This window comes from bacterium (assembly GCA_031082185.1).
GTDB lineage: Bacteria > Sysuimicrobiota > Sysuimicrobiia > Sysuimicrobiales > Humicultoraceae > VGFA01.
In genome coordinates this window covers 167,188-191,328 of record JAVHLI010000005.1, presented here as the reverse complement: position 1 = coordinate 191,328, position 24,141 = coordinate 167,188, and the positions used below count along the sequence as shown (strand labels likewise).

General features: G+C 67.4%; 24 protein-coding genes and 1 tRNA gene. 16 read left to right on the top strand and 9 right to left on the bottom strand.

Features of this window, described 5'->3' with window-relative positions; genetic code table 11:
* The first annotated feature begins 26 nt into the window (after positions 1 to 26).
* The 3 genes from RDU83_07060 to RDU83_07050 all read left to right on the top strand — a co-directional run bounded on the left by RDU83_07060 (position 27) and on the right by RDU83_07050 (position 3,535).
* On the top strand, positions 27 to 1,211 hold the full coding sequence (locus tag RDU83_07060) for an ABC transporter substrate-binding protein (GenBank protein MDQ7840772.1): 1,185 nt from the start codon (positions 27 to 29) through the stop codon (positions 1,209 to 1,211).
* Positions 1,212 to 1,400: 189 nt separating this feature from the next.
* Complete coding sequence (locus RDU83_07055) at positions 1,401 to 2,405, top strand: GNAT family N-acetyltransferase (protein ID MDQ7840771.1); 1,005 nt, start codon at positions 1,401 to 1,403, stop codon at positions 2,403 to 2,405.
* Entirely contained in the window at positions 2,402 to 3,535 is a 1,134-nt protein-coding gene (locus RDU83_07050; GenBank protein MDQ7840770.1) for a C45 family peptidase, read from the top strand. Before RDU83_07055 ends, RDU83_07050 begins: the two co-directional genes overlap by 4 nt.
* A 27-nt stretch (positions 3,536 to 3,562) precedes the next feature.
* Here RDU83_07050 and RDU83_07045 read toward each other — a convergent pair whose 3' ends face one another.
* Positions 3,563 to 4,255, bottom strand: coding sequence for a hypothetical protein (locus RDU83_07045; protein ID MDQ7840769.1), 693 nt, complete (start codon positions 4,253 to 4,255; stop codon positions 3,563 to 3,565).
* 92 nt (positions 4,256 to 4,347) lie between these two features.
* On the opposite strand from RDU83_07045, the gene RDU83_07040 reads away from it, so the two are divergent.
* Positions 4,348 to 5,232, top strand: coding sequence for an EamA family transporter (locus tag RDU83_07040; protein ID MDQ7840768.1), 885 nt, complete (start codon positions 4,348 to 4,350; stop codon positions 5,230 to 5,232).
* 4 nt (positions 5,233 to 5,236) lie between these two features.
* Here RDU83_07040 and RDU83_07035 read toward each other — a convergent pair whose 3' ends face one another.
* Positions 5,237 to 5,743: a hypothetical protein gene (locus RDU83_07035; GenBank protein ID MDQ7840767.1), complete on the bottom strand. Its 507-nt coding sequence runs from the start codon at positions 5,741 to 5,743 to the stop codon at positions 5,237 to 5,239.
* 257 nt (positions 5,744 to 6,000) lie between these two features.
* Here RDU83_07035 and RDU83_07030 point away from each other — a divergent pair, with 257 nt between their 5' ends.
* Genes RDU83_07030 through RDU83_07020 form a run of 3 tightly spaced genes read left to right on the top strand, consistent with a single transcriptional unit; the run spans position 6,001 to position 8,489 of the window.
* Positions 6,001 to 6,822, top strand: coding sequence for a radical SAM protein (locus tag RDU83_07030; GenBank protein MDQ7840766.1), 822 nt, complete (start codon positions 6,001 to 6,003; stop codon positions 6,820 to 6,822).
* Positions 6,819 to 7,478 (top strand): phenylalanine--tRNA ligase beta subunit-related protein, encoded by a 660-nt coding sequence (locus RDU83_07025; protein ID MDQ7840765.1) that lies wholly within the window; start codon positions 6,819 to 6,821, stop codon positions 7,476 to 7,478. The genes RDU83_07030 and RDU83_07025 overlap by 4 nt, the downstream gene beginning before the upstream one ends.
* Positions 7,479 to 7,487: 9 nt before the next feature.
* The gene (locus RDU83_07020; protein MDQ7840764.1) at positions 7,488 to 8,489 is read left to right on the top strand and encodes a zinc-dependent alcohol dehydrogenase family protein; all 1,002 of its coding nucleotides are present in this window, start codon (positions 7,488 to 7,490) and stop codon (positions 8,487 to 8,489) included.
* A gap of 30 nt (positions 8,490 to 8,519) precedes the next feature.
* On the opposite strand, the gene RDU83_07015 is transcribed toward RDU83_07020, so the two are convergent.
* Genes RDU83_07015 through RDU83_07000 form a run of 4 tightly spaced genes read right to left on the bottom strand, consistent with a single transcriptional unit; the run spans position 8,520 to position 10,741 of the window.
* A complete protein-coding gene (locus RDU83_07015) occupies positions 8,520 to 9,056 on the bottom strand; it encodes a thioredoxin family protein (GenBank protein MDQ7840763.1) in 537 nt (178 codons plus the stop codon).
* Positions 9,057 to 9,058: 2 nt separating this feature from the next.
* Positions 9,059 to 9,388 carry a DUF2703 domain-containing protein gene (locus RDU83_07010; GenBank protein ID MDQ7840762.1) on the bottom strand — a complete coding sequence of 110 codons (330 nt, stop codon included), beginning with the start codon at positions 9,386 to 9,388 and terminating at the stop codon, positions 9,059 to 9,061.
* 8 nt (positions 9,389 to 9,396) lie between these two features.
* Positions 9,397 to 10,197 (bottom strand): hypothetical protein, encoded by an 801-nt coding sequence (locus RDU83_07005; GenBank protein ID MDQ7840761.1) that lies wholly within the window; start codon positions 10,195 to 10,197, stop codon positions 9,397 to 9,399.
* Positions 10,198 to 10,207: 10 nt separating this feature from the next.
* A complete protein-coding gene (locus RDU83_07000) occupies positions 10,208 to 10,741 on the bottom strand; it encodes a nitroreductase family protein (protein MDQ7840760.1) in 534 nt (177 codons plus the stop codon).
* A 100-nt stretch (positions 10,742 to 10,841) separates the two neighbouring features.
* On the opposite strand from RDU83_07000, the gene rlmD reads away from it, so the two are divergent.
* Entirely contained in the window at positions 10,842 to 12,194 is a 1,353-nt protein-coding gene (gene rlmD / locus RDU83_06995) for a 23S rRNA (uracil(1939)-C(5))-methyltransferase RlmD (GenBank protein ID MDQ7840759.1), read from the top strand.
* Here rlmD and RDU83_06990 read toward each other — a convergent pair.
* Positions 12,191 to 12,628, bottom strand: coding sequence for a hypothetical protein (locus RDU83_06990; protein ID MDQ7840758.1), 438 nt, complete (start codon positions 12,626 to 12,628; stop codon positions 12,191 to 12,193). The two genes, rlmD and RDU83_06990, sit on opposite strands and share 4 nt — an antisense overlap.
* Before the next feature lie 54 nt (positions 12,629 to 12,682).
* Here RDU83_06990 and RDU83_06985 point away from each other — a divergent pair, with 54 nt between their 5' ends.
* The 3 genes from RDU83_06985 to RDU83_06975 are packed head-to-tail and all read left to right on the top strand — an operon-like array spanning position 12,683 to position 15,445.
* Positions 12,683 to 13,753 (top strand): D-glycerate dehydrogenase, encoded by a 1,071-nt coding sequence (locus RDU83_06985; protein ID MDQ7840757.1) that lies wholly within the window; start codon positions 12,683 to 12,685, stop codon positions 13,751 to 13,753.
* On the top strand, positions 13,750 to 14,586 hold the full coding sequence (locus RDU83_06980; protein ID MDQ7840756.1) for a basic amino acid ABC transporter substrate-binding protein: 837 nt from the start codon (positions 13,750 to 13,752) through the stop codon (positions 14,584 to 14,586). Before RDU83_06985 ends, RDU83_06980 begins: the two co-directional genes overlap by 4 nt.
* Before the next feature lie 7 nt (positions 14,587 to 14,593).
* On the top strand, positions 14,594 to 15,445 hold the full coding sequence (locus tag RDU83_06975) for an amino acid ABC transporter permease (protein MDQ7840755.1): 852 nt from the start codon (positions 14,594 to 14,596) through the stop codon (positions 15,443 to 15,445).
* Between the two features lie 23 nt (positions 15,446 to 15,468).
* On the opposite strand, the gene RDU83_06970 is transcribed toward RDU83_06975, so the two are convergent.
* Positions 15,469 to 17,364, bottom strand: coding sequence for a DUF2207 domain-containing protein (locus tag RDU83_06970; GenBank protein MDQ7840754.1), 1,896 nt, complete (start codon positions 17,362 to 17,364; stop codon positions 15,469 to 15,471).
* Positions 17,365 to 17,510: 146 nt separating this feature from the next.
* Here RDU83_06970 and RDU83_06965 point away from each other — a divergent pair.
* From RDU83_06965 to holA, 5 genes are all read left to right on the top strand, one after another.
* Positions 17,511 to 17,585 (top strand) — tRNA-Val (locus RDU83_06965).
* Positions 17,586 to 17,980: 395 nt separating this feature from the next.
* On the top strand, positions 17,981 to 18,475 hold the full coding sequence (locus RDU83_06960) for a hypothetical protein (GenBank protein MDQ7840753.1): 495 nt from the start codon (positions 17,981 to 17,983) through the stop codon (positions 18,473 to 18,475).
* Between the two features lie 16 nt (positions 18,476 to 18,491).
* Positions 18,492 to 20,411 carry a threonine--tRNA ligase gene (thrS, locus tag RDU83_06955; GenBank protein ID MDQ7840752.1) on the top strand — a complete coding sequence of 640 codons (1,920 nt, stop codon included), beginning with the start codon at positions 18,492 to 18,494 and terminating at the stop codon, positions 20,409 to 20,411.
* A gap of 57 nt (positions 20,412 to 20,468) precedes the next feature.
* Positions 20,469 to 22,880 (top strand): DNA internalization-related competence protein ComEC/Rec2, encoded by a 2,412-nt coding sequence (locus RDU83_06950; protein MDQ7840751.1) that lies wholly within the window; start codon positions 20,469 to 20,471, stop codon positions 22,878 to 22,880.
* Positions 22,864 to 23,856 carry a DNA polymerase III subunit delta gene (gene holA, locus RDU83_06945; GenBank protein MDQ7840750.1) on the top strand — a complete coding sequence of 331 codons (993 nt, stop codon included), beginning with the start codon at positions 22,864 to 22,866 and terminating at the stop codon, positions 23,854 to 23,856. The genes RDU83_06950 and holA overlap by 17 nt, the downstream gene beginning before the upstream one ends.
* Here the strand turns inward: holA and rpsT are convergent.
* Positions 23,853 to 24,092, bottom strand: a complete 240-nt coding sequence (gene rpsT / locus RDU83_06940; GenBank protein MDQ7840749.1) for a 30S ribosomal protein S20 — start codon at positions 24,090 to 24,092, stop codon at positions 23,853 to 23,855. The genes holA and rpsT overlap by 4 nt on opposite strands.
* Positions 24,093 to 24,141: the final 49 nt, after the last annotated feature.

Sequence of the window (24,141 nt, the reverse complement as noted above, 5' to 3'; positions counted from 1 at the left end):
TCCGATGGCGCCCCGGAGGGCTCCGCGTGAAGGCGAGTAGGGCGAGTGTCGCGCGAAAGGAGAGTTGGATCGTCAAAATGACTGGTCGATCTTGGCACAGAGGGCAGGCGCTCCGCACGGTCGCGGTCGCGGGGCTGCTTGCGGTACTGCTAACGGGTTGTGGAGGGGGCGGTGCCGGCGGGGAGATCCACATTGGCGTTGCTATCTCCTCGTTCGGACCTTCGGCGGCTGTCAAGGAAGATGTGGTTCGCGGAGTCGAGACCGCCGTCGCGGAGATCAATTCGGCGGGAGGGATCAAAGCTCGCCACCTCAAGGTTGTCATCGAGGAGAGCGGGTCTGACAAGGAGACCGGTTTGAAGGCCGTTCACAGACTGATCGACACCGAGAAGGCGGTACTGATTGTCAACGGAACGAGAAGCGATGTCTTCGGCAACTGGGCCGAGTATGCGCGGTCGAAGGACGTCGTTGTGATCAACGCCACCGCCAGCAGTCCTCTCGTAAGTCGGCTCGGGGGCACAGTGTACACAGTCACCGTGGCGCACGCCGAGCTCGGGGGACAACTGGCCAAGTGGGTGTATGAATCGGGTCATCGAAAGGTGGCAGTCCTGTTTCCGGCCGGACAGCTTGGAAGCGAGATGCAAAGGGGGGCAAGCGAGGGACTCAGACGGCTGGGCGGGGCAATTGTCGCCTCCGTCGGGTACGAGCCCGGCCGGGCTGACTACAGCTCCGACTTGGCCCGCGTCGCCTCTGAGCGCCCGGATGCCGTCATAGCGTGCCTCTCCGGGGAAGAGGGAAATCTCCTGTTCAGGCAGGCTAGGCAGACGCGGATGCTGGGCCCCTGGTATCTCGCCTATCCCTCCCAGCTGAAGGTCGAGGGTCCTTCGCTGGCCGCTGGCCGCGTGTTCGGGATTGAGGTCGCGTACACTCAGCCGTCCGCCGAGAAGTTCCGGGCGCACTACGCGTCACGTTACGAGAACGCCACTCCTTCGCCGTGGGCCGCGTACAGTTTTGATGGCACCTGGATGGTCGCCTATGCCATGCGTAGGGTGGGAACGGAAGCTAGCAAGATAGCACAGGTGTTCGCGCGGGGCGGGAAGGGGTACGCTGGTGCAACCGGCATCCTGGACTTTGACAAGCACGGACACCGGACCGCGCCGCAGTTCGAGAGACTGAAGGTATCAAGTGACGGGAAGCTCATGCCTGCCAAGTAGACATTGCACAGGAGGTATTGGATGACGAACCGCTGATTACCGCAAACCCGCATGGCATGCTTTCCGATAGACGTCGCAGTCCTTGACCATCTCGCGAAACCCGCATACCTTCGAGGTGCGCCGCAGGAGCCGAGGGAATTCCCGGTGCCGGCTCCATGTGTGAGCGGGATAGAGTGAGGTGAGCGCCCTTTGCGCGAGACGGTTGGTCACCGGCCCCCAGCCCCCGCGGTGGTTCGCGAGGCCAGAGACACCGACGAGGCGAGGATCCTGGAGATCGGCAACGCCCTCTTCCCGGACTACCCAGAGACCCTGGACGAGTTCCGAGAGTTCCGGGCGCGGTTGCAGGAGGGTGGGTACTCGTCCATCCTGGTGGTGGCCGAAACCCCGACGGGAGAGGTGGTCGGGCACTCCCATGCCCACCACATGCCAGGGCAGTTCGATCCCGCTCGGTATCGCATGGGCGTCTACACCGACCCTGATTGGCAGGGTCGGTGCATAGGATCCGCGCTGTACTCTCACATGCGAGGGGTGCTCACCACGCGAGGCGCACTGGTGATCGAGTCGTTCGCCCGGGAGACCATGCCCGAGGCAATCCGGTTCCTGGTCCACCGGGGATTTCGGGAGACGATGCGGACCTGGGAGGTCCGGCTGGACCTTGGACGGTTCGACCCGGCGCCGTTTGTGCACTACCTCGAGCACGCGCGAGGGGAGGGCGTCACGATCGTGACGCTGGAGGATGAGCTCCGGCGCGACCCCGGCGCGCTGCGCCGCGCCTACGAGTTGCACAACGCCGTGGTCGCGGACATTCCTATGCCAATTCCGTACACACCAATCCCCTTTGAAGTGTACGTGCGCAGCACCATCGAGTCGCCGCGGGCGTTGCCCGACGCCTACTTCCTGGCGCTGGCAGGCGATGACTACGTGGGCGAGGCCAACCTGCAGCGGCCTGCGCACGGAACGCACCTATACCATGGTGTCACCGGCGTGCTTCCGGCGCACCGTGGGCGGGGCATCGCCGGGGCGCTCAAGCTGGCAACGATCGCCTACGGGCGGCAGCACGGCTACTCGGAGATCCGCACCTGGAACGAGATGCACAACACCGGCATGCTGGCGATCAACGAGCGGCTGGGGTTTACCCGACAGCCTGCCTGGATCACGTTCGAGGCGGCCCTGGATTCCGGAGCCGGGCCGTGAGCGACCTCTCGCTGCCATTCCTACGACTGACGGGTGGTCCGCGTGAGATCGGAGAAGGGCACGGCCGGGCCGCAGCCGACCTCGTCGCCCACAACCTCGACCTATACTTCCGCCGGTTCGCCGGCGAGATCTCCCTGTCGCGAGACGAGGTACTCAGGCGGACGGAGCGATTCTGGCCCGATGTCCGCGCCCGAGACGTCGCCTTTGCCGAAATGGTGGAGGGCCTGGCGTACGGGGCGGGCCGGCCCACAATGGAAGTGGCCGCGCTCAACTTGCGGTATGAGCTGTTCTATGGCGAGTTCTCGCGGCTGGGCAAGCTTGAACTGGGCGGGATGCCTGCGCCCGCAGGAGAGTGCACGATCTTCGCGGTCACGCCGGAGGCGTCGGATGACGGCCACCTTTGGGTCGGCGAGAACTGGGACTGGATCCCCGGGGTGGCCGGAGTGCTCCAGCACGTTACGCATACGGACGGACTGCGCGTGCTGTGCTTCACTGAAGCCGGGATCGCCGGCGGCAAGATCGGTCTGAACAGCGCAGGGATCGGCCTCGCCGTAAGCGGCCTGATCTCCGACGACGACGACTGGACGCGCATGGGCTCTCCATTTCACGTGCGCACCTGGGAGGTTCTGAGCAGCTCGGCGTTGGAAAAGGCCGTTGACGCCGTGGCGCAGGGGGTCCGTGCGTGTTCCGCCAACTTCCTGGTGGCCAGGGCAGGGGAGAGGGGGGAAGGGACGGCAGTGGATCTGGAGGCCGCGCCGCGCGGCGTCTGCACCCTCGAGCCCATCAACGGGATCCTGGTTCATGCCAACCACTTCCGTGATCCCGAGCGTCTCGGGATCTGGCAGCCGATTACCGACGAATGGCGCTCAACCTTCCACCGGTGCGCCCGGGCAGAGCGGCTCCTTTCGGGGGCTGCTTCCCTCGGCCCGATCTCCGCCGGCACCATGCGGACGATCCTGCAGGACCACGAGGGTCACCCCGAGTCGGTCTGCCGGCATTCCAACCCGGCATTGCCGGAGGCCGAGCGCTACCAGACCGGGGTCTCAATCCTGATGGATCTCCACGCCGGCTGCATGCAGGTCGCGGCAGGTCCTCCGTGCACGTTCTCGTACCGCAAGTACTGCGTGTAGCCTGCCGCCGTGAGCGCCTGCGGCGTACTAGCGTGCTTCTCCTGGACCGGGCGGGCCCGGTGGCAGGACCGGGGCAGGCGGGGCCGGTTCTCCGTACCCTCTGGGAGAAGGCCTCCAGGCCGGCGTCTGTGTGGGGGCGACGTAGCGGATCCGTCGGTTCCGGAGGGAGACCGTGCTCTCCATGTATACCGGACGGCTGGTGCGGGCTCTGGCCACGATCGCGATCCGAACGCGCGCCACCTCCGATGGAATCAGTGTCAGGGTGCCCTCCGCGTCGTGATAGGTGATCTGGAGCGCGTCGATCCGCGAGGCCAGATTGTTGACCCCGCGCCCCAACCGGCGCTCGATCTCGCGCTGCCTGGGGTTGTACTGGAAGGCGACCTCGTAGGACTCGGCCCGACGGTAGGGGTTGCCCGGAGGAATTCGCACCATTACCCGGCTTGGGCACAGTTCAAGGGGCGCGCACGCGGCATCGGCCACCACCGTTTCTGCCCAGCGGAGTTCTTCGGTGACCCGTTCCATGGCCCGCCTGGCACCCTGCTGCCCGTCGAGCCCGTCTCCGGCGAGGATCGCCGCCTGCGAGGCCATGCGAACGAGCCCCATCAGCCCGGCTGCGGCCATCGCTGTCAGGCCCAATGCCAGTGCCAACTCGATGAGCGACAGGCCCCTGTGCGCGGCCGGCGGACCGCAGGCAGAATGATTGGGCGTGGTGGCGTACACGCGGGACCCCCTTCGCGACTGCACCGTGCACTGCTGCTATCGGCCGTGGGTGCCGGGTTCTTCGGGGGGGGCGCCCTGCGGCGCCGGGTCCGGTGACCGGGGAACTCGCGGCGCTGGCCGCCGCGCTGTCGTTCGGGATCAGCACGGTCCTGGCAAGGCGCTTCATGGTGGCGGTTGCCCCTGAAGCCGGGGTCCTGGTAAGCATCGCCACAAACGTCCTGATCTTCTCGACCATCCTGGCTGCTGCTGCTCTGGGTGGGCTGCTGCCGGCGATCCACCCGATCTCAATCCTCATGTTCGCCGCCGGGGGGATAGCCGGCACGCTGCTGGGCCGGAATCTCGCGTACCAGACCATCCGGCGCCTGGGACCTGCTCTCTCCACCGCCATCCGGCTGAGCAACAGCATCTTCACGTTGCTGTTCGGCTACCTCTTTCTCGGCGAGCTACTACGCCCCTGGCAGGTCGTTGGGTTGGCCACTGTTACAGTCGGTCTCTGGATCAGCCTTTGGACTGGACGCCAGGCAGGCCGCGTGGGCCCGCGGGCCCTGGACATGGTGGGAATAGCGATGGCGTTGGCAGGAGCCGCCGCGTTCGCCCTTGGCGATACCGCGCGACGGTTCGGACTTATCCTGACGCCGGCGCCGATCCTGGGCGCCGCCGTGGGCGCGGCCACGGCGCTGCTGGCCCATCTGCTCTGGTCGGCCTTCTACCGATCGGCCCGGTGGCCGGCCGGCAGGGATTGGCTCCGCGGCGACCTGCTGGGCAGCGCTCTTTTCAACACCATGGCGATCCTGCTGCTCTTCACGGCACTCCGGCACGCCCCTGTCGCCATCGCGTCGGTGCTGTACAACCTGCAGGCGCTCGTGGTGCTGATCGCCAGTCCGGTCCTCCTGCGCGGTCAGGAGACGATCACAGTCTGGATCGTGCTCGGGACAATGATCGCGCTTGCCGGGACGGCCCTGATCCTGCTGGGATGAGGGCCTATGGTGCTCCTGGCGGATAGGCCAGGGCCGCCTGATCAAAGCGCAGGACGAACTCAGGGAGCGTTCCCACCTGTCCGACCCCGCGCGCGAAAGTCCAAAGCGGGCGTACGATCAGGCGCACCTCGCGCGTACCTGGGACGATGCGGGGGAACGGGTAGAGCCCTGCCAGCGCGGCTGCATCCGTAATCACTGGGTGGAGGATGCCGTCGGCGCTAAGGCGGAGGTTCAGCGAGAGATAGCCTTCCAGGGCCAGGCCAGAGGTGTTGTCCACCTCCAGCCGGATCAGCGTGAACACCCGGGCGGCCGCGCGATGCCAGGCCTGGTGATCTTCTGGGACAAGCGTACGGTAGTACGCGTGGTCCACCAGGCGTGGGGTTACCCACAGCGCGGTGACGGTGACGAAACCGCCGTCTGCGATGGCCACGCCACTGCTGGCCAGGTGGCCTGCGGGCGCCTGTGGCGTGAGGAGCACCGCGAGCAGAACCACCAACCGCACCGGGCCCATGGTGGGCTTCTACGCCGCGCGGCGCCCGGACGCCTGCCTGGGGGGATTCGGAAAGGGCTGACTTGCCGCGATCCCGCCGCCGGTGCATGATGGCTTCAGAGAGGATGCCCTTGGCAACAGCCCCCGATCGCTTCCAGGTATCGTCTCTGGGGTTCTCACCTGCCTATCGCCGTTTCAGTGTCGGCGAGCTGCGTCGCCGCGCGGATGAAGCGCTTGAACTTCTTCGGGAATGCCGCGCCTGCCCGCGCGAGTGTGGGGTGGACCGACTGGAAGATCGTTGGGCGGTCTGCAAGACCGGCCGATTCGCCATTGTCAACTCGTTCTCCCCTCACCTAGGAGAGGAGGACTGTCTGAGGGGCCGGCAGGGAAGCGGCACGATCTTCTTCTCGATGTGCAACCTGAAGTGCGTCTTCTGCCAGAACTACGCGATCAGCCACCTCGGCGAAGGCCGGCCGGTACCGCCTCAGGCGCTGGCAGCCATGATGCTTCATCTTCAGGATGCGGGCTGCCACAACATCAACCTGGTCACGCCAGAGCACGTCGTGCCGCAGATCCTGGAGTCGCTGCCCGTGGCTGTCGAGGCAGGATTGAACCTACCCCTGGTGTACAACACAAGCGCATACGACGCGATGGACTGCCTGCGCCTGCTCGATGGCATCGTGGACATCTACATGCCCGATTTCAAGTGCTGGGACCGCGAGGTCGCCCGCCGCTACCTGCTGACGCGGGACTATCCTGAGGCGGCGCGGGCGTCCATCGACGAGATGCACCGCCAGAGCGGCGACCTGGTCTTCGACGAGCACGGGCTGGCGCTGCGGGGATTGCTCGTCCGGCACCTGGTGATGCCCGATGGTCTGGCAGGGACGGCTGAGGTCATGCGCTGGCTGGCTGAGTCGATCTCCGCGGACACCTATGTCAACCTGATGGACCAGTACGCGCCGGGGGGCAAGGTGGGAGCAGGCCGCTTCCCTGAGCTGAACCGTCGGACAACCCGTGATGAATACCGTGACGCGGTTGCGGCGGCGCGTGGCGCCGGACTCTGGAGGTTTGACCAGCGAAGCAGGAGGGGATGGATATGACCGAGGTGCAGGTGGAACCGTCAGTCGCGGCCCATGTGCGGGTCGCCGTCGTCGAGGCAGCCGGGGTAACGGTGGCGGACCATGATCCAGGACTCTGGGAGGAGATCGAGGCGGTCGGCGCGCGTCTTCGTGCCTCGTACGCCGGGCGCGAGCCTGCGCAGATCGAGGGTCTCCAGCCTGCCAGGGAGCTGTACCGACGGATAGGCGTGGATCCAACAAAGCTGCGGCCCTCCTCCGAAGCGCTGCTGCGGCGTGTCCTGCGGGGCAACGGGCTGCCCAGGATCAACACGCTCGTGGACATCAACAACCTCTGCTCTCTCGAGTTCCTGCTGCCAATCGGGCTGCACGATCTCGATTGCGTCCGAGGGGTCCTTGTCATACGCCGCGGAGGGCCGGGTGAGGGATACGACGCGATCGGCAAGGGGCCCTACAGCGTCGAGGGCCGTCTCACCGTTGCCGATGACGACGGTCCGTGCGGCAGCCCGACCAGCGACTCGCAGCGGACGATGATAACGCCGGCGACCAGGCGCTGCCTGATGATAATCTACGCACCGACCAGCTACGATCCTGCGCGGCTCGAAGCGCACGCCTCTCTGGCCGCCTCGCGGATCAGGGAGTTCGCCGGCGGTACGATAGAGCAATCTGGGCTTCGTTAGGGGGCGGTCATGCGCGCTGCCCGCCTCTACTCCCCTGCCCCAGTCGAGACCGCACCGCTCGTGCTTGAAGAGTGGGAAGCACCGCTCCCCGGCCCTGGTCAGGTGGGCATCCGCGTGCACACCTGCGGGGTCTGCCATACCGACCTGCACATCGTCGAGGGCGACCTGCCTCCCCACCGGTCACCCGTGGTTGTGGGGCACCAGATCGTCGGCACGGTTGACCGGCTCGGTCCGGATGTCACCCCTGGTTTGGAAGGGCAACGTGTGGGCGTGACCTGGCTGGCGCATGCCTGTGGGGCGTGCGCGTTCTGCGCTAGCGGCGAGGAGAACCTCTGCCCGCAGGCCCGGTTCACCGGCTACGACGTTGACGGTGGCTTCGCCGGATACACCCTGGCCTGCGCAGCGTTCGTGGTTCCCGTTCCGCCGACTTTCGACGATGTCGCAGCAGCGCCGCTCCTGTGCGCCGGCGTGATCGGCTACCGGGCGCTGCATGTCGTGGGGCTGAAGCCCGGAGAGCATCTGGCGCTCTTCGGGTTCGGCGCCTCGGCGCACCTGGCGATCCAGGTCGCCCGGCACTGGGGATGCACGGTAGGGGTCGTGACGCGCGGGGCGGAACACCGCACCCTGGCCGAGGAACTGGGTGCGCGCTGGGCGGTCGAGCCCGGCGCCGCGCCTCCGGTGCCCTGCGATCGGGCGATTGTCTTCGCACCTTCAGGTGAGGTGGTTGTAGCCGCGCTGCGGGCGGTGCGGCCGGGCGGCACGGTGGCGATCAACGCCGTGACGCTGGACCGCATCCCTGCGATGCCCTACTCGATGCTTTACGGGGAGCGCGTCCTGCGCACGGTCAGCCATCTGACCCGTGCGGACGCACATGCCTTCCTGCGGCTTGCCGCGGAGATCCCCGTGCGGGTGGATGCGGAGTCACATCCCCTGGAGGCTGCCAACGAGGTGCTGCTGCGCCTGAAGCGGCGAGAGCTGCGCGCGGCGGCGGTGTTGGACTTGGCCGGGTAGCCGGCCGATGGCGCAGCTACCAGGTCTCGCTCAGACGGCTTTCCACTTGATCGTGCAGCCCCTGGGTGGTGTGGTCGCCTCTGCCGGGGTTCCTCCCGCCAGGAGCGCATCCAGCGCGTCTCGGAGGTAGTGGCTGGTTACCAACTCGGGACGCTCGAAGTTGTCGTCGGGCGCACCGTGGTAGCGCAGCACCCGCTCGCGGTCGAACAGGAAGACCTCGGGCGTGCGCGTTGCGCCGTAGCTCCTGGCGACCTGCTGCGACCCGTCGAACAGGTAGGGGAACGGGTACGCCTTCTCTCGTGCGTGCGACCGCATCGCCTCGAACGAGTCGTCGGGATAGGCCACCGGGTCGTTGCTGCTGATCATGACCATCTGGACGCCTCGTTCGGCGTACTCGCGCTGAATGGCTATCAGCCGGTCTTCCCATGCCTTGACGTAGGGGCAATGGTTGCACCAGAACACGACGCCCAGCACCGCTTGATCCGCGAACTGATCTGCCGAGACAGTGGAACCGTCGGTCGCGGGGAGAGAGAAAGGCACTATCCGGTCACCTATGGCCAGGGGCATGATCATCCTCCTCCGTCTGCCCGGCGGGCTGCTTGAAGCGCCCTCCGGATCATTGTGGCCGTTGGCAGAGGCGAGAGCCGGCCGGCCTCCGTGTGGTAGGTGCGGCAGGTCAGCATCGCCTGTCCCTGGGCACCTTCGGGCTGCAGGTCCTCGCCGTTGATGCGGATCGTGGGCGATCCGGGAAAACGGTGGCGGTCCGCGTCTTCCGCCGTGGCGATGCGGACCACCTCCACCTGGTCGGCCAGTCCCTCTTCGCGCATGACCTGCCGGATTCGTTCCAGGGCCTCCGTGTGCGAAGGGCAGTCCTCCCAGTAGAAGAACTCTATCCGCACGGCGGCGTCTACCGCGGCGGGCAGTTCAGGCAGTGGTTTGAGATCTGCAGCGAGATCGTGGCGTCCACGCGGCCTAACCCCATGAACTCCGAAGACGTGTCCGTGATGACCTCGCGCCAGAACTGCCGGCCTCCGACGCCTGCAAACGCGAACCGGTTCGATAGCTCGCCCCATTCGTAGAACAGCGAGAGCTGGTGCAGGATGCCGCCTTCATCCACCAGGGCTGAGAGCATATACGGACCGGGTCCTCCGCGAACGATCGAGGCCCGCTGTGTCGGTGACCACAGCCACCGGGCGATCGCTCTCCTTGATGCGGGATCCCTCAGGTTGGCGGTCTGACCGTACCGGGTCATGGTGTCGGTGACGATGTCCTGGCGGACGCCGCCCACCAGAATGCGTCCACCGGCACGCTCCTCCACGATGAACATGTCCTGGGTCGGCAGAAACTCGCCGGGCCTGGGCTCGGCCTCGACCAGATCGGAGACCGTGCGCCGGATCGAACTCGAGAACGGCCGGAGCAGCAACGGGACATCGAGCTTGGTGAGCGTCGCCTTGCGCCGGCGCGGCTCGCCTGCTGCGGAGCGGGATTCGAGAATGGTGCCGGCGGCGTAGACTTCTATCCGCCCCGTGGTCATGTTGAAGACCATGCGGGCTGTGAAGTCCGCGGTCATCGTGTAGGGCTGGGGGTTGGGGTCGGTAAGGATTCGCGAGACAAGCGCGTCAATCGAGAGGCCTTGCGCGATGGCAGGAAGGGCCAGCACCAGGAGCGCGAGCGCGACGAGAGACGGACGGAGGGGGCTGCGGCTCATGCCGGAAGCATTATAGCAGACGCCGGCCATAACGATTCCAATGCACCAGATCCGCCAGCGGCCTGCGGCCCCGTCCGGCGACCACGCGCAATGCGAGACGCTCCAGGCGTCCCCGCCCGCGCGGGTCAGGATAGCCCAGTGCGATCGCCGTGGCCACCACCGGTCCTTCGGGTAGTCCCAGCGCCGCACGAGTCTCTGCGTCGTGGTGCAGCGTAACCGGACAAGAGGCGATCCCCATGCTCCAGGCTGCCAGCATCATCGACTGCGCACAGCGTCCGGCGTCGAAGATCTGGCCGTGCTCCTCGACGAGAATAACCACCGCGGCCGGGGCGGAAGCCAGGTGTCCGGCAAAGCGGCCGCACCGCGCAAGGCGCTGCAACACCTCGCTATCGGTGACTGCCACAAACTGCCAGGGCTGCCGGTTGCGGGCGCTGCCGCTGCGGCGGCCGGCATTGAGTATCCGCCGCAGCAATCCCGGCTCAATGGCCTGGTTGGTGTACGTCCGCAGGTCGCGCTTGGTGACCACGCAGCGGTAGAGATCCACGCAGGTTTCTTTCGCCGGCAGGACCGGATGTGCCTGCTGGGGATCTGCTGCAGGTGGGCACCGCGCTACGGGAGTGGTACGATTGCGGCCGGAGGTTGGGATGCTGAAGCGCGGAGAGGAAGTCAGGGTGACGGTGGACCGTCTTGCCTATGGCGGGAAGGGGGTCGGCCGCATCGACGGGTTTGTCGTCTTCGTGGCCGGCGCCGCGCCGGGTGATGTCGTGCGCGCGCGCATCGTCCGGGCGCGAAGAACATACGCGGAGGCCGAGGCGGTGGCGGTCGAGGTTGCGTCAGCGGACCGCACCGAACCACGCTGTCCCCATTTCGGTCCCTGTGGCGGATGCGCGTGGCAGCACATAGCGTACGCCGCGCAGGCCAGCGCGAAGGAGTCGATCGTTCGGGAAAGCTTCGCCCACCTGGGCGGCATCACCGGGGCGATGGTACACCCGATCGTTCCTGCGCCGGATCCCTGGTACTACCGCAACAAGATGGAGTTCTCGTTCCATCCGGATGGGGTGCTGGGGCTTCATCGGCGTGGCGAGTGGAACAGGATTGTGCCTGTGGATGCCTGCTTTCTGCAGTCCCCTGAATCGGTCGCGCTGGTGGCCGCGGTGCGGGCGTTTGCGCGGCAACACGGCCTGGCACCGTACGATCCGAAGACCCACGCCGGGTTCCTGCGCTCGCTTGTGATCCGCGAGGCCAGGGGAACCGGCGACCGCCTGGTAGGCCTCCTGACCTCCCCCGGTCCGTTCGCCGCCTCGGCCGCGTTTGTACAGGAGGTGGTGGGGATAGTCCCCGGGGTTACGGGGATCGTGCGGGGAATCGTGACGGCAACCTCTGAGGGCGCTCCACCCTCGGGGGTCGAGACCCTGTACGGCAGCAGTACCCTTGAAGAACGGCTGGTGGGACTGCGCTTCCGGATCGGACTCAACACTTTCTTCCAGACGAACACTGCGCAGGCCGCCCGCATGATCGATTACGTGGTCGAGCGCGCGCAGCCGTTCGCCTCGGCGCGCGTGGTGGACCTCTACTGCGGGATTGGCACCTTCGCACTGCCTCTGTCCCGAGCCGGTGGCCGGGTGGTCGGCATCGAACTGCTGGCTGCCTCGGTGGATGCGGCCCGCGCGAACGCCGCGCTCAACGGCCTGGACGGTGTGGAGTTCACGGCCGGTGACGCGAGATTGATGCTGCCCGCGGTGGTTGCCGGACACGGCACGCCGGACGTGCTCGTGCTGGATCCACCCCGGGCCGGCGCCGGTGGGAAGGTCATGCGCAAGATAGGCCGGAGTGGCGCCCGCCGGATCATCTACGTGTCGTGCAACCCCACGACACTCGCGCCGGACCTCAAAGAACTTATGCCATTCGGGTACGGGCTGGTGGACGTGCAACCGTTCGATCTGTTTCCGCAGACGCATCACGTGGAAGCCATCGCGGTTCTCGACCGCCAAACCTAGCGTGAACCCCGGCGCACGACCCACCGCCCGAAGAACTCATCGTCGCTGATCTGCGCTTTCAGCCAGCGGTCTATCACAGCCACCTGGACTGTGATCGCCGCCGCTACCGAGCCTTCGCGCCGGACTGCCCGGACGACAACAAGGTCGAGCGCCAGCCTGGGATTGGCGGAGGGAGCAATCACGCGCACCACCTCCGGCCTTAGTGCGGAGAGCGTGCCGGCCGTTCGCGTGCGGTATGCTATCTCCGCGCGGCGGATCCCGCCGTTAGCCCGGCGGTCGGTAATCACCAGAGAGATCACCTGGAAGCCCTGGGTCACCAGTGCCCGCCGGTAGTCGTCTGCCAGCGCCCTGTCCAGCCCTGGTGGGGGCGTGGGGATCTCCAGCAGCACCGCTCCAGCGAGCATCCACGTCAGGCACGCCCTCCACCCTGCCATGCCGGATGGTTCGCCGCGGCAGGGGCGGATTCCTCACGGTGCGCGCCAGGCTTGGTGGGTAGGCCCTCGCGCTTGAGCAGGAGGCCTGCCGGTGGCCGCGAACGGTTAGGCGTGCCGCTCCCCCGCGTCTACGTTGCCCGCCGCCTGCCTGAGGAGGCCATGGGGATGTTGCGCGAGCAGGCCGAGATCGCGGTCTGGTCTGCCGATGAGCTACCTCCTCCCAGCGAGGTTCTTGTGCGGGAAGCAGCGGCGTCCGACGGCCTGATCTCGCTGCTCACCGACCGCATTGACGCCGGGCTGCTGGACGCGGCTCCCAGGCTTCGCGTGGTGAGCAACTACGCGGTCGGGTTCGACAACATTGACGTCGGGGCGGCCACCGAACGCGGGGTGATCGTTACCAACACGCCGGGTGCGCTGACCGAGACGGTTGCCGACTTCACCATGGCGCTGCTGTTGGCGGTTGCCCGCCGCGTGGTCGAGGCGGACAGGTACACCCGGGCCGGACGGTGGCAGAGCTGGGGGCCGATGCTCCTGCTGGGTCAGGACGTCTGCGGCGCAACGCTGGGGCTCATAGGGTTGGGCCGCATCGGCACGGCGGTGGCCCGCAGGGCGCGCGGGTTCGCCATGCGGGTTCTCTACCATGATGTGGCTCGGCAGGAGGGCCCGGAGCAGGAGTTGGGCCTGGAGTTCGCCTCACTGGAGGAGGTGCTGCGCCTCTCCGACTTCGTCAGCATCCACGTTCCCCTGGGGCCGCGGACGCGCCATCTGATCGGCGCTCCGCAGCTCGCGCTCATGAAGCCCACCGCGTTCTTGATCAACACCGCCCGCGGGCCGATTGTGGACTCCGGGGCGCTCTACGATGCTCTAGCCGGTCGCCGCATCGCCGGGGCCGGGCTGGACGTGTTCGAGGAAGAGCCCCTCCCGGCAGATCACCCGCTGCTGACCCCGGAGAACGTGGTGGTCGCACCGCACATCGCCAGCGCCAGCGTCAAGACGCGGACCGGGATGGCGCTCATGGCGGCCGAGAACCTTCTGGCCGCGCTTGCCGGAAGGAGGCCGCCAAATCTGGTGAACACCGAAGTGTGGGAACGACGACGCCAGTCCCAACAGGAGGGAAGCAGATGAGAGGACGACCGGTGATCTACATTGTTGTGCTCCTGATCGTGATCGCAGCGCTGCTCTATGTCATGCGAGGGCGCCAGGCGGCCCAGCCGGTCCAGGTGCCGGAGCCGGCCGCGCAGCCAGCCGCCGTATCGGATCTGGGCGGGCGGGAGGTCAAGGTCGGTAGTGACACCACCTATCCGCCCTTTGAGGTCGTAGATGAGAACAAGCAGATCGTCGGTTTCGACCCCGACCTGTTGGCCGAGATCTGCCGCCGAGCGAACTGTAAGGCGGTCTTCACCACGACCGCATGGGACGGTATCTTCGTAGCTCTGGCCCAGGGACAGTTCGACGCCGTGGCATCAGGCGTGACCATCACCGACGAGCGGAAGAAGAGTGTCGACTTCAGCGAACCCTACCTGCGCTTCGGCCAGGTCGTTCTGGTGCGGATGGACGAGACTGCAGTCACCGGAGTTGACACCCTGACAGGCAAGAGGGTTGCGGTGCAGACCGGGACCACCAACGATGAGAAAGCCAGCTCCCTCCTGAAGGAGGGGAAAGTCGGCGACGTACGCCGCTACGAGACCTTTGCCTTAGCTGTCAAGGCGCTCATCAACAAGGACGTGGACGCCGTCATCATTGACAGCTACGCCGCCGACGGGTACATCAACATCACCCCGGACAAGATCAAGAAAGTCGGCGAGCCGTTCACGAGTGAGGCCCTGGGGATCGCCCTCAAGAAGGGCGACGTGGCCCTCAAACAGGCGTTCGACGCGGCCCTGGAACAGATGAAGGCCGACGGGACGCTGGACGGCCTCTACAAGAAGTGGTTTGTGGATAGGGCCCCGGGTCAGTAGGTTTCGCGTGACCACCAGAAGCCCATCCTCCGCCAGCGGACGCGACGGCGGCCGGAGCCGGCTGGCTCCGGCCGCCTTGGAGCGGGTTCCCTGGTGGGTGCTCGTGTTGTTGACCGCGGGGGCCGGCATCGCATTCGTGGTGGCCGGCTCCCAGGTCTACAGGGACACCCTGGCGTTTCTCTGGGACGGGGTGCTCCTAACCCTGCGCCTGACGTTCGCCGCCTACTCGCTGGCGCTGGTCATCGGTCTGGTGGCAGGCCTGATGCGGTTGTCTCGGCAGCCGGTGGTCTACACCGTGGCCACGCTCTACGTCGAGGTGGTGCGCGGCGTCCCACTATTGGTGCTGCTGATCTACATCGCCTTCGTAGCCGCGCCCCTGGCCTCGGCGGCGCTGGCCGGAGCAGCCCGCGCCGCGGGCCTACCCGGGGTCGCCGAGGCGATCACGCGGCTGATCCGAAGCGACCTCAACCGGGCCATCCTGGGGCTGGCGACCGGATACGGCGCCTACCTGGCCGAGATCTACCGCGCCGGTATCGAGTCCATTCCCAAGGGGCAGATGGAGGCCGCCCGCTCTCTGGGCCTGAGCTACGGGCAGGCGATGCGGTTCGTGATTCTCCCCCAGGCGCTGCGCGTCGTGCTGCCGCCTCTAGGCAACGACTTCATCGCGCTGCTGAAGGATTCTGCCCTGGCCTCGGCGATCGCGGTTCCGGAACTGACGCAGGCGGGCCGGCTGCTCTCGGCCAGGACCTTCCGCGCCTTTGAGACCTACAATATGGTGGCGCTGCTCTACCTGATGATGACGCTCGTGGGCTCGATGGGCGTGCGCGCGCTGGAGCGGTGGGCCAAGACCGGCCGGTAGGGCGGTTGCGCGTGCCAGGGCCTCTATCCTGCCCTGCTGCTGCCTCCGCCGCCACCCCCGCCACCGCCGCCGCTGGATCCGCCGCCGCTGCTGGACGAGCTGGACAGCGCCCGCGATAGGCTCTGGAAGTTCTGGAACGACCTGGAGAGCGCCTCCAGGGACCCGAGCCCGGCAGGCGTCAGCCCTGCGCCGCCGCCACCAGAGGCGCTACGGAACCACGTCGGGTGCGGAGCCGTCTGCCCGAGATCGGCGGCCACCAGCTTCAGGTTCTCGATCAGTTTCTCGGCCACGCCGAGCGCGGTGGCGTACACGAGGTAGCTCTCCCACAGCGCCAACACGTTCGGGCCCGCGTCCTTCATGGCGGAGAAATCCTCCATGAACCGCCGGAACGCAGCCCAGCGCTTCACCTCGAGGGCCGCCTCAGGGGTCCGGCGCGAGAGTCCTTTCAGGGAGAGGAAGATCAAGACCATCCCCACGGGGAGCGCCCCAAACGCCGCGAAAACCACGCCCACCGCCGCTGAGGGCACAAACGCCGCGATAACCATACCCACCGCCGGGGCCACGAACATGGTGAGCGCCGTGCCTCCGATGAACCACATCTTAGCCCGCTCACTGGCGGCGTCATCGAGGGGGAAGTGCCGGTCCTCGAACCACTTGCGCAGGTCCGGGCCCCACCGCTCGGTGAAGACCAGGAAGTTGCTCTTTCTTCCAACGATCCGCTTGCCCCAGGCCTCTATCTGGTCGCCGGTCACGTCATCGCCCTTGTGGGCCTTGCGGAAGACTGCATCGAGCACCTTCACTTCAAGAGGCTCCAACGGGCGCTCCCGCCTGGTCGCCTCGGGCGGACTGCCCGACAGGAGGGCGCGGCCCTTGTCGGTGAGCCGGTAGATCAGGTCGGTGCCGCGGAAGAGCCCGGTCCCCAGCACCCCCTGGTCCTGCCGCTCCTCGATCTCCAAGTAGCCCAGGCGCGCCGCCTCCACCAGGGTGGCCGCGAAGGCCCACGGGAGTTCCGCGCTCCGCACGCCGGACTGCGTCAGGATCGCCGGAACCACCGCCGGGGGGAGCAGCCGCGGCGGCTCGCGCTCATAGACGGCCTCGTAGGCCACCTTCGGCTCCCGCCCATAGCGCGCGTAGGTCCACACGTATGCGGCGATCAGGCCTGCTATGAGCAGCGACGGGGCCGCCAGACCTACCAGGAACGCCATCATCCACCGGCGCTCGGTCTCGGACTGTCGGCGCTCGTCGGCCAGGAGGCTCTCGTGGCTCTCGCCCTGTTGCACCGCGGCCTGGGGGAACAGGGCGGGGTCCAGGAGGACCCGCACCTCCACAAACGAGGTCTCGGGGATATCGGACTGTGTGATCTCGGCGCTCCGGAAGTCCGGGGCGATCCGGAGCTCGCCGGGAGTGGCCTTGCTGTGGACGAAGACCTTGAAGAGCTTCTCGCTGGCGCCGGGCGCCTGCACGACGATTCGGACCCGGCCTATGGGCGCGTGGTCTCCCTCGATCGCCTGCCAGTAGAACTGGGCCACATCGGCGTATCGCTGCACCGCCCCGGTGATGCGGTACTTGATCCGAAAGCGCATCGTTGTGTCCGAGGCCGAGTAGCTCCACCGCAGGACCTCCTCGGAGCCATCGCGCGACTGCTTGAACTGCATCGCCTGGCCGCTGCTGGCGTCCCAAACCCCGCCGTAGCGTATGCCGTAAGTCCCGTACTGCCCGGTTGTGCGGCGCCGAATCTCCGCCCACGAAAACGAGCCGACGAAACGAAACGCGCGGACCTCCTCGACCTCCGCGCTTCCCTCGGGCAGCAGGCGGAATGTGACGTCGATCGTGGGGTGGTCGTAGGACTTCGCCCAGGCCTCGACGGCAGGATACGCCACCGCCGCCAGCACAACCAGCAGCGTCAGAAGTTTCCTCACGGGTTTCCCAGGGTTCGCGATGCGCGCCATACCGCCCGTGTTCGCGCAAGGCCGCTCGTCTTCCTGGGTGTTTCCGAAACACCGTGTTGCGGCGTGTGGGGCTTGTCCCTATAATGAGTGCGCACCCGACGGTGTTATCACCCAACGGGCGCTTAGCTCAGAGGAAGAGCGCCTCTCTGACGCAGAGGAGGTCGCAGGTTCAAGTCCTGCAGCGCCCACCACGGCGACTTCTCCAAACAGATTTGACAGCTCCCGGCACTGCGCATAAGATGACGCTGAAGATCGGCAATGACGAGGACGAGTACGCCGGAACCCCGTTCGAACCGCCGGAGACGCGGCGGATGGAGAGAGGCAGGGCCTGGGCTGCGAGCCCTGCCGGACGGATCGGCGGAAGACCCCCTCTGAGCAGCGGGCGAAGGGTGATCGGATCAGTGATCGCCGTCTAAGCCGCCGGGTGCGCCCGAGATCGCGCTGCGAGCGTCCGTTTCGGTTTCCCAGTCGTGGAATCGAGACCGGTCGGGCGATTGTGAGGGTGGAACCGCGGCAACCCGCCCCTCTGGGGCGGGTTCGTGCTTTTGTGGCGTCCCGCGCTTGCTACACGGGAGGAGGCAGCGACGTGACTCATACAGATCGAACGGCACGGTTCAGGTTGCAGCACCTGGCGGTGGGCGCTTTCCTGGTGGTGGCCGTGGCTACTGCAGCTGCGGGCTGCCGGTCAGGCCAGAAGGCGGCGGCGCCCGGCGCATCGCCCGGCCCGGCTCAGGTCGGCGGCGCAGGCATGGCCCGCGTTCAGCAGATCGAGGGTAGCGCCGCGTACCGGGCTGCAGTGGACCGGTTCATTGCCGAGCGGAGAAAGGCAGATCCGACGCTCCGCGAGCTGGTACTCGACACGCCCTCCATCCTGCGGGCGGTTGTCCCGGAGGCCTGGGTGGCGCAGCCGGAGGCGGCGCGCGACGAGTGGGCGCTCGACCTGGCCGCCGGGTTTCAGAAGGTGAGGGTGGAGGCAGGGATCCCGCCCGACGAGATGTTCATGCCCGTTGTCAAGGTATTTCTGGAAGGCGGCGGGGTTGTTGCCGAGGCGTGGCGCAAGAGCACGCGTCACTACCGCTAGACAAGGGGGAACTACCATGGGGTTGATCCACGTCACGCTGACGGGCGGCGAGGAGCACGAGGTATCGGCGGGAACGAGCGCAGGGGCGATGGCCGAGCGGCTCGGTCTGGATGGCGTGCTCGCGGCGCTGGTTGACGGGCAACTGCGCGATCTCCGGTGGCCGCTGGAGTCCGACGCGCGCGTCGAGTTTGTCACCTTTGATGAGCCCGCGGGCCGCGATGTCTACTGGCACTCGACATCGCACCTGATGGCGCAGGCAGTCAAGCAGCTCTTTCCCGAAGCCAAGCTGGCCATCGGGCCGCCGATAGAAGACGGGTTCTACTACGACTTCGACATAGGGCGGCCGTTCGGCCCCGAAGACCTGGAGCGCATCGAGGCGCGCATGAAGGAGCTGGCCGCGGCGGACCAACCGGTTGAGCGCGTCGAGATCCCTCGCGATGAAGCGTACCGGCGGTATCAGGAGCAGGGTGAAGTCTACAAGCAGGAACTGCTCGAAGAGATCCCGGACGGAAACGTGAGTTTCTACCAACAGGACGGGTTCGCCGACATGTGCCGCGGCCCGCACGTGCTCCGCACGGGCGCCGTGGGCGCGATCAAGCTGCTCTCCACCTCCGGCGCCTACTGGCGCGGCGACGAGCGCCGCCCGATGCTTCAGCGTATTTACGGCGTTTCCTATCCTACGCAGGATCAACTCGACGCCCACCTGCACCGCATGGAGGAGGCCCGGCGAAGGGATCACAGGCGCATCGGCAAGGAGTTGCGCCTGTTCCACCTTACCCCGGAGGTCGGGCAGGGACTGCCGCTTTGGCTGCCCAAGGGCGCGACGATCCGGCGCATCATCGAGCGCTACATCGTAGATCTGGAGCTTGCGTCCGGCTATGACCACGTCTACAGCCAGGAGATCGCGAGTTCCGCGCTCTACAAGATGTCCGGCCACTGGGACCACTACCGGGACAACATGTATCCCGCGATGAAGCTCGAGAACGAAGAGCTGGTGCTCCGGCCCATGAACTGTCCCCACCACATCATGGTCTACATGCACGACCAGCGCTCCTACCGGGACCTGCCCGTACGGATCGCCGAGCTCGGCAAGGTCTTCAGGTACGAGCGGTCCGGCGTCCTGACCGGCCTCCACCGCGTCCGGGGCATGACGATGAACGACGCCCACATCTTCTGCCGCGTGGACCAGATCAAGGACGAGATAGTACGGGTGGTCCGGCTGATTCAGAGGGTGTACGCGGATTTCCAGATCACCAACGGCTGGTACCAACTTTCACTCCGCGATCCCGCGGACCACGAGAAGTTCATGCAGAACGACGCGCTCTGGGACCAGGCCGAGAGCATGCTGCGCGAGGCGCTCACCGAGATGGGCATCGCGTTCAAAGAGGCCAGGGGCGAGGCCGCGTTCTACGGGCCCAAGATTGACGTGCAGGTTCCGACCGCATCCGGCAAGGACGAGACGCTCTCGACGGTTCAGCTCGACTTCCTGCTGCCCGAGCGGTTTTCGCTGGAGTACATCGGAGAGGACGGTCGGGCCCACCGGCCGGTGATGATCCACCGTGCGGTCACCAGCACGATGGAACGGTGGGTCGCGTTCCTGATCGAAACGTACGAAGGCCGGTTCCCCCTGTGGCTGTCTCCGGAACAGGCGCGGATCCTGCCGATCGCGGATCGACACGCGGCCTACGCCGGAGCAGTGCTCGCACAGATGGAAGCCGCTGGGGTGCGCGCGGCTGTGGACGGGACAAACCAGCGCATCAGCTACAAGATCCGACAGGCCCAGGTGGAGCAGATCCCCTACATGCTCGTCGTGGGGGACAAGGAGGCCGCATCCGGGGCCGTGGCCGTGCGCAGCCGCTCGGAAGGGGACCTGGGCCCGATTCCCTTGGCCGAGTTCCTGGAGCGGGTGCTGCGCGAGGTGGCCGCTAAGACTTAGTCCCCACCGTAATTCGTGCCGTCCGGCGCCGATCTCCCCTTTGGGAGGTTCTCGCCGGTGCGCCTTTTCAATGCACTCCCGCCGATCGTATGGGCTGCCGCGGCCTTCGCATCGGGCATCATCGCCGCGGACCGCTGGCCCCTGCCCCCAGGACCTGCCTGCGGGCTGGCCGCCGCGGCCGCGGTCCTGTGGATCGCGGCGCTCCTGGCGCGCGCAGCAGGGATCGGTTCGGTGGCGGCCCTGGCCTGCTTCGCGGGTTTGGGGTTCGCGCAGTCGGCGCTGCACGCGGGCCTGGCGCCGTCGTGGCCGGCGGCCGCAGACGGGCAGCAGGTGGAGGCGCGCGGCATCATAGTTGGGCCGCCTGAAGCCGGCCCCTTGGGCTGGCGCGGTGTGGTTCGTCTCCACTCGCTGGAGGCCTGGCAGTCCCCACGTGCACCGCCGTTACCCCCGGCCCATGGGCTGGTGCGCCTGACCGGTCGCGGCCAGCCCCCCGGCGTTGGCGTGGGGGCGGAGGTCCTCGTGCGCGGCCGCTTTCGCCTAGGACGGCCCGCCGGGAACCCGGGCGAGCGCTCTGAACAGGACGCGCTCCGCCGCAGGGGGCTGCTGGGAGTCATCCGCGTTACACCGGGGGGCGGGATCACGGTGCTCCGACCGGGTGTGTGGTCGGTGCGCGGAGCCGTCTCCACCCTGCGCCAGAGCGTTGTTGCCGGCGTCCTGCGGGCGCTCCCGGAGCCCCACGACGGTCTGTTGCTCAGCCTGCTCCTGGGGATCGAGACCCACCTTTCGCCCGAACTGTACCGGCAGTTCTCTCGCGCAGGTCTGGTCCACCTCATGGTAGTCTCGGGCGCACAGGTGGCGATGGTTGCGGGCGCCTGCGCCTGGGCGGCACGCCTGGGAGGGCTGCCGGCGCTCCCGTCCGCGGCTGCCGGCGTCCTGGGCGTGGGCCTCTTTGCGGTGCTCGTCGGCTGGGCGCCCTCGGTGGGACGCGCGACGATAATGACGGTGGTGGGTCTGGCAGCGGCAGTGCTGGGGCGCGGTCGCGACCGTGCCGCGACCCTTGCAGCGGCCGCGCTTGTGCTGCTGGCGAGCCAGCCGCAGGTGCTCTTCGACATAGGGTTCCAGCTCTCGTTCGCGGCCACCTGGGGTCTGCTGTATGTGGCACCCGTGCTTCGCCCGCGGCTTGTCTGCCTGGGGCCATTTCTGGCACCGACGCTGGCTGCCACGCTGGGTGCGCAGCTCGCGGTCGCGCCTCTACTTGCCGCCCATTTCCAGGTGCTCCTTGTGGCCGGCGTCCTTGCCAACGCGCTGGCGCTACCGGTGATCGCGGCGCTGGTCCCGGCGGGTCTCGCGCTCATCCCGCTGGTCGTCGCCGCCCCCGCGGCCGGGGATCTTCTGTTGGGGCTGCTGCGCCTGCCGCTGGACGTGGTGCTGTGGATCGGGTCGCGCTTCGGCGCGCTTGCCTGGGCGGCGGTGCCGACGCCACCGGTTTCCCCGGTTGCGGCGGCGGCCCTGTTTCTGGGCCTGGGTGGCTGGGTGGCCGTGCTTTCGGGATACTGGCAGCCACGCAGGGCGCAACTGCTGGCCATCGCCGGAGTGTGGGTTTGTGCGCTCGCGCTCTGGTACGCTGCGGCCCTACGGCCGCCGTCCGCGCTCGTGGTCACGGTCCTAGACGTGGGGCAGGGCGACGCCATCCTGGTTCAGAGCCCATCGGGCCGCGCCGTGCTCATAGACGGAGGCGGTAATGCGGGCGGCGACCGTATCGGCTGGGACGTAGGCCTCATGCGCGTGGTGCCGGCGCTGCGCCGGGCCGGCGTGCGCCGGCTCGACGCGGTGATCATTTCTCATCCCCACGACGACCACGTGGAAGGACTGGTGGCGGTCTTGGAGAACTTCCGTGTCGGACTCGTGCTGGATCCCGGTGTGGTTCACCCTGCCCCTGCGTACGCCCGCCTCCTTACCGTTGCCGAGGCCAGGCGGGTTCCCCACCGCGTCGCAAGGGAAGGTGTGGGCCTCGATCTGGGAGCGGGGGTGGGGTTGACGGTCCTGCACCCGAGCGATCCAACCCCTCGGATCGAGGGCGAACCGGCACACGCGGGCGCGCTGGTCGCACGGCTGACCTACGGAATGACAGCGGCGTTGCTGACCAGCGACATCGAGGCACCGGTCGAGCAGCACCTCCTGGATCGAGGGACCACACTGGAAAGCCAGGTGCTGAAGGTGGCGCACCACGGCAGCCGTACTTCGACAACACCGGCGTTCCTGGCGCGGGTGCTGCCCGGCATTGCCGTGGTCTCGGCGGGCGCGGACAACCGGTTCGGTCACCCGCATCCGGGCACGCTGGCGGCGCTGGAGAACGCGGGCGCCACGATCTACCGTACCGATCGGGACGGTGCAGTGACGCTCTGGAGCGACGGAATCCGATGGCAGGTGACCACCATGAGGAGCCAGACCCGTGCACTCGGTCGTTGACGGGCCGACGCTGATCATCGGCGACGAGGAGTATCTGGCCGAGCAGACGCTTGCCCGGCTGCTCGACGAGGCGCTCCCATCCGCGGACCGGCAGCTCAACCTGGACGTGCTCGACGGCGGTGCGCCTCTGGGCGAACTACTGACCCGGCTGGACACCGCGCCGTTCTTCGGTCCGCGCCGCGTGGTGGTCATCCGGCGGCTGGAGGCGATGCGCGAGGCCGACCACGAGGCGCTAATATCCTACCTCGATCGGGGAGACAGCCCTACCACCGGCATCTTTGTTGCGCGGGAACTGGACCGGCGCCGGCGGCTGTTTCTGACGTTCAAGCGAGTGGGAACCGTCATCGAGTGCCGCCCCATCCCGCCGCGCGACCGGGGGGCGTGGGTGGCAGCCTTGTTTGTGGCCGCAGGCAAGACCCCGGGCCGCGGGGTAGGGGAGGGGTTGGTGGCAACAGCAGGAGGCAGCCTGCGGGATCTCTACAACGAGGTGGCCAAGGTGGCCGCCTATGTTGGTGAGCGCTCACAGGTGACCACGGCGGACGTGGAAGCCATCGCCAGCCGGCTGGGCGAAGCCTCGATATTCACGCTGGTGGACGCGGTAGGGGGCGGCAATGCCGCGGGGGCGCTGCGCGCTCTCCACGACAACCTCGCAACGCACGAGCCGCTGCAGGTGCTCTTCATGATTGTTCGGCAGTTCCGCCTGATCGTTCGCGCGCACGCTGCCGCGGCCAAGGGCGGCTCGTCCGACCGGCTGGCCGAGCGTCTTGGTGTGCACCCGTTCGTCGCGCGCAAGATCGCGGAGCAGGCGCGCGGCTATCGGGCGGATCAGTTCGCGGGGATCTTCGATGCGCTGGAGGCCGCCGACCGGGCCATCAAGTCAGGGAGCGCTCCGCGGCTCGTCCTGGAAACGCTGATCGTCCGCCTCGCCGGCCGCAGGACTCCGGCGGCGCAGCAGCGGACCTCCCTGCGGGCCTAGCCTGCCTTGCCTGCCGCGCGGCGCATGATGCGGGACTTCCTGCGGGCGGCGGTGTTGGGGTGAATCACATGGCGTGCCGCGGCCTTGTCCAGGGCGGCCTGCGCCGCGCCGATCGCCTCTGGGGTGGTTCCCGATCGCACCAGCGACTTGACCTTCGATTTCACGGAAAGGTTGGCCTGGGCTCGCTTGGCCGACTTCCGAAGGTGCTTGAGTCCGGACTTGATTCGTTTCGCCACGCCGATCCCTCCGGCCGCCGCCTATGTGGCGCGGCAGTCCTGCGCGATT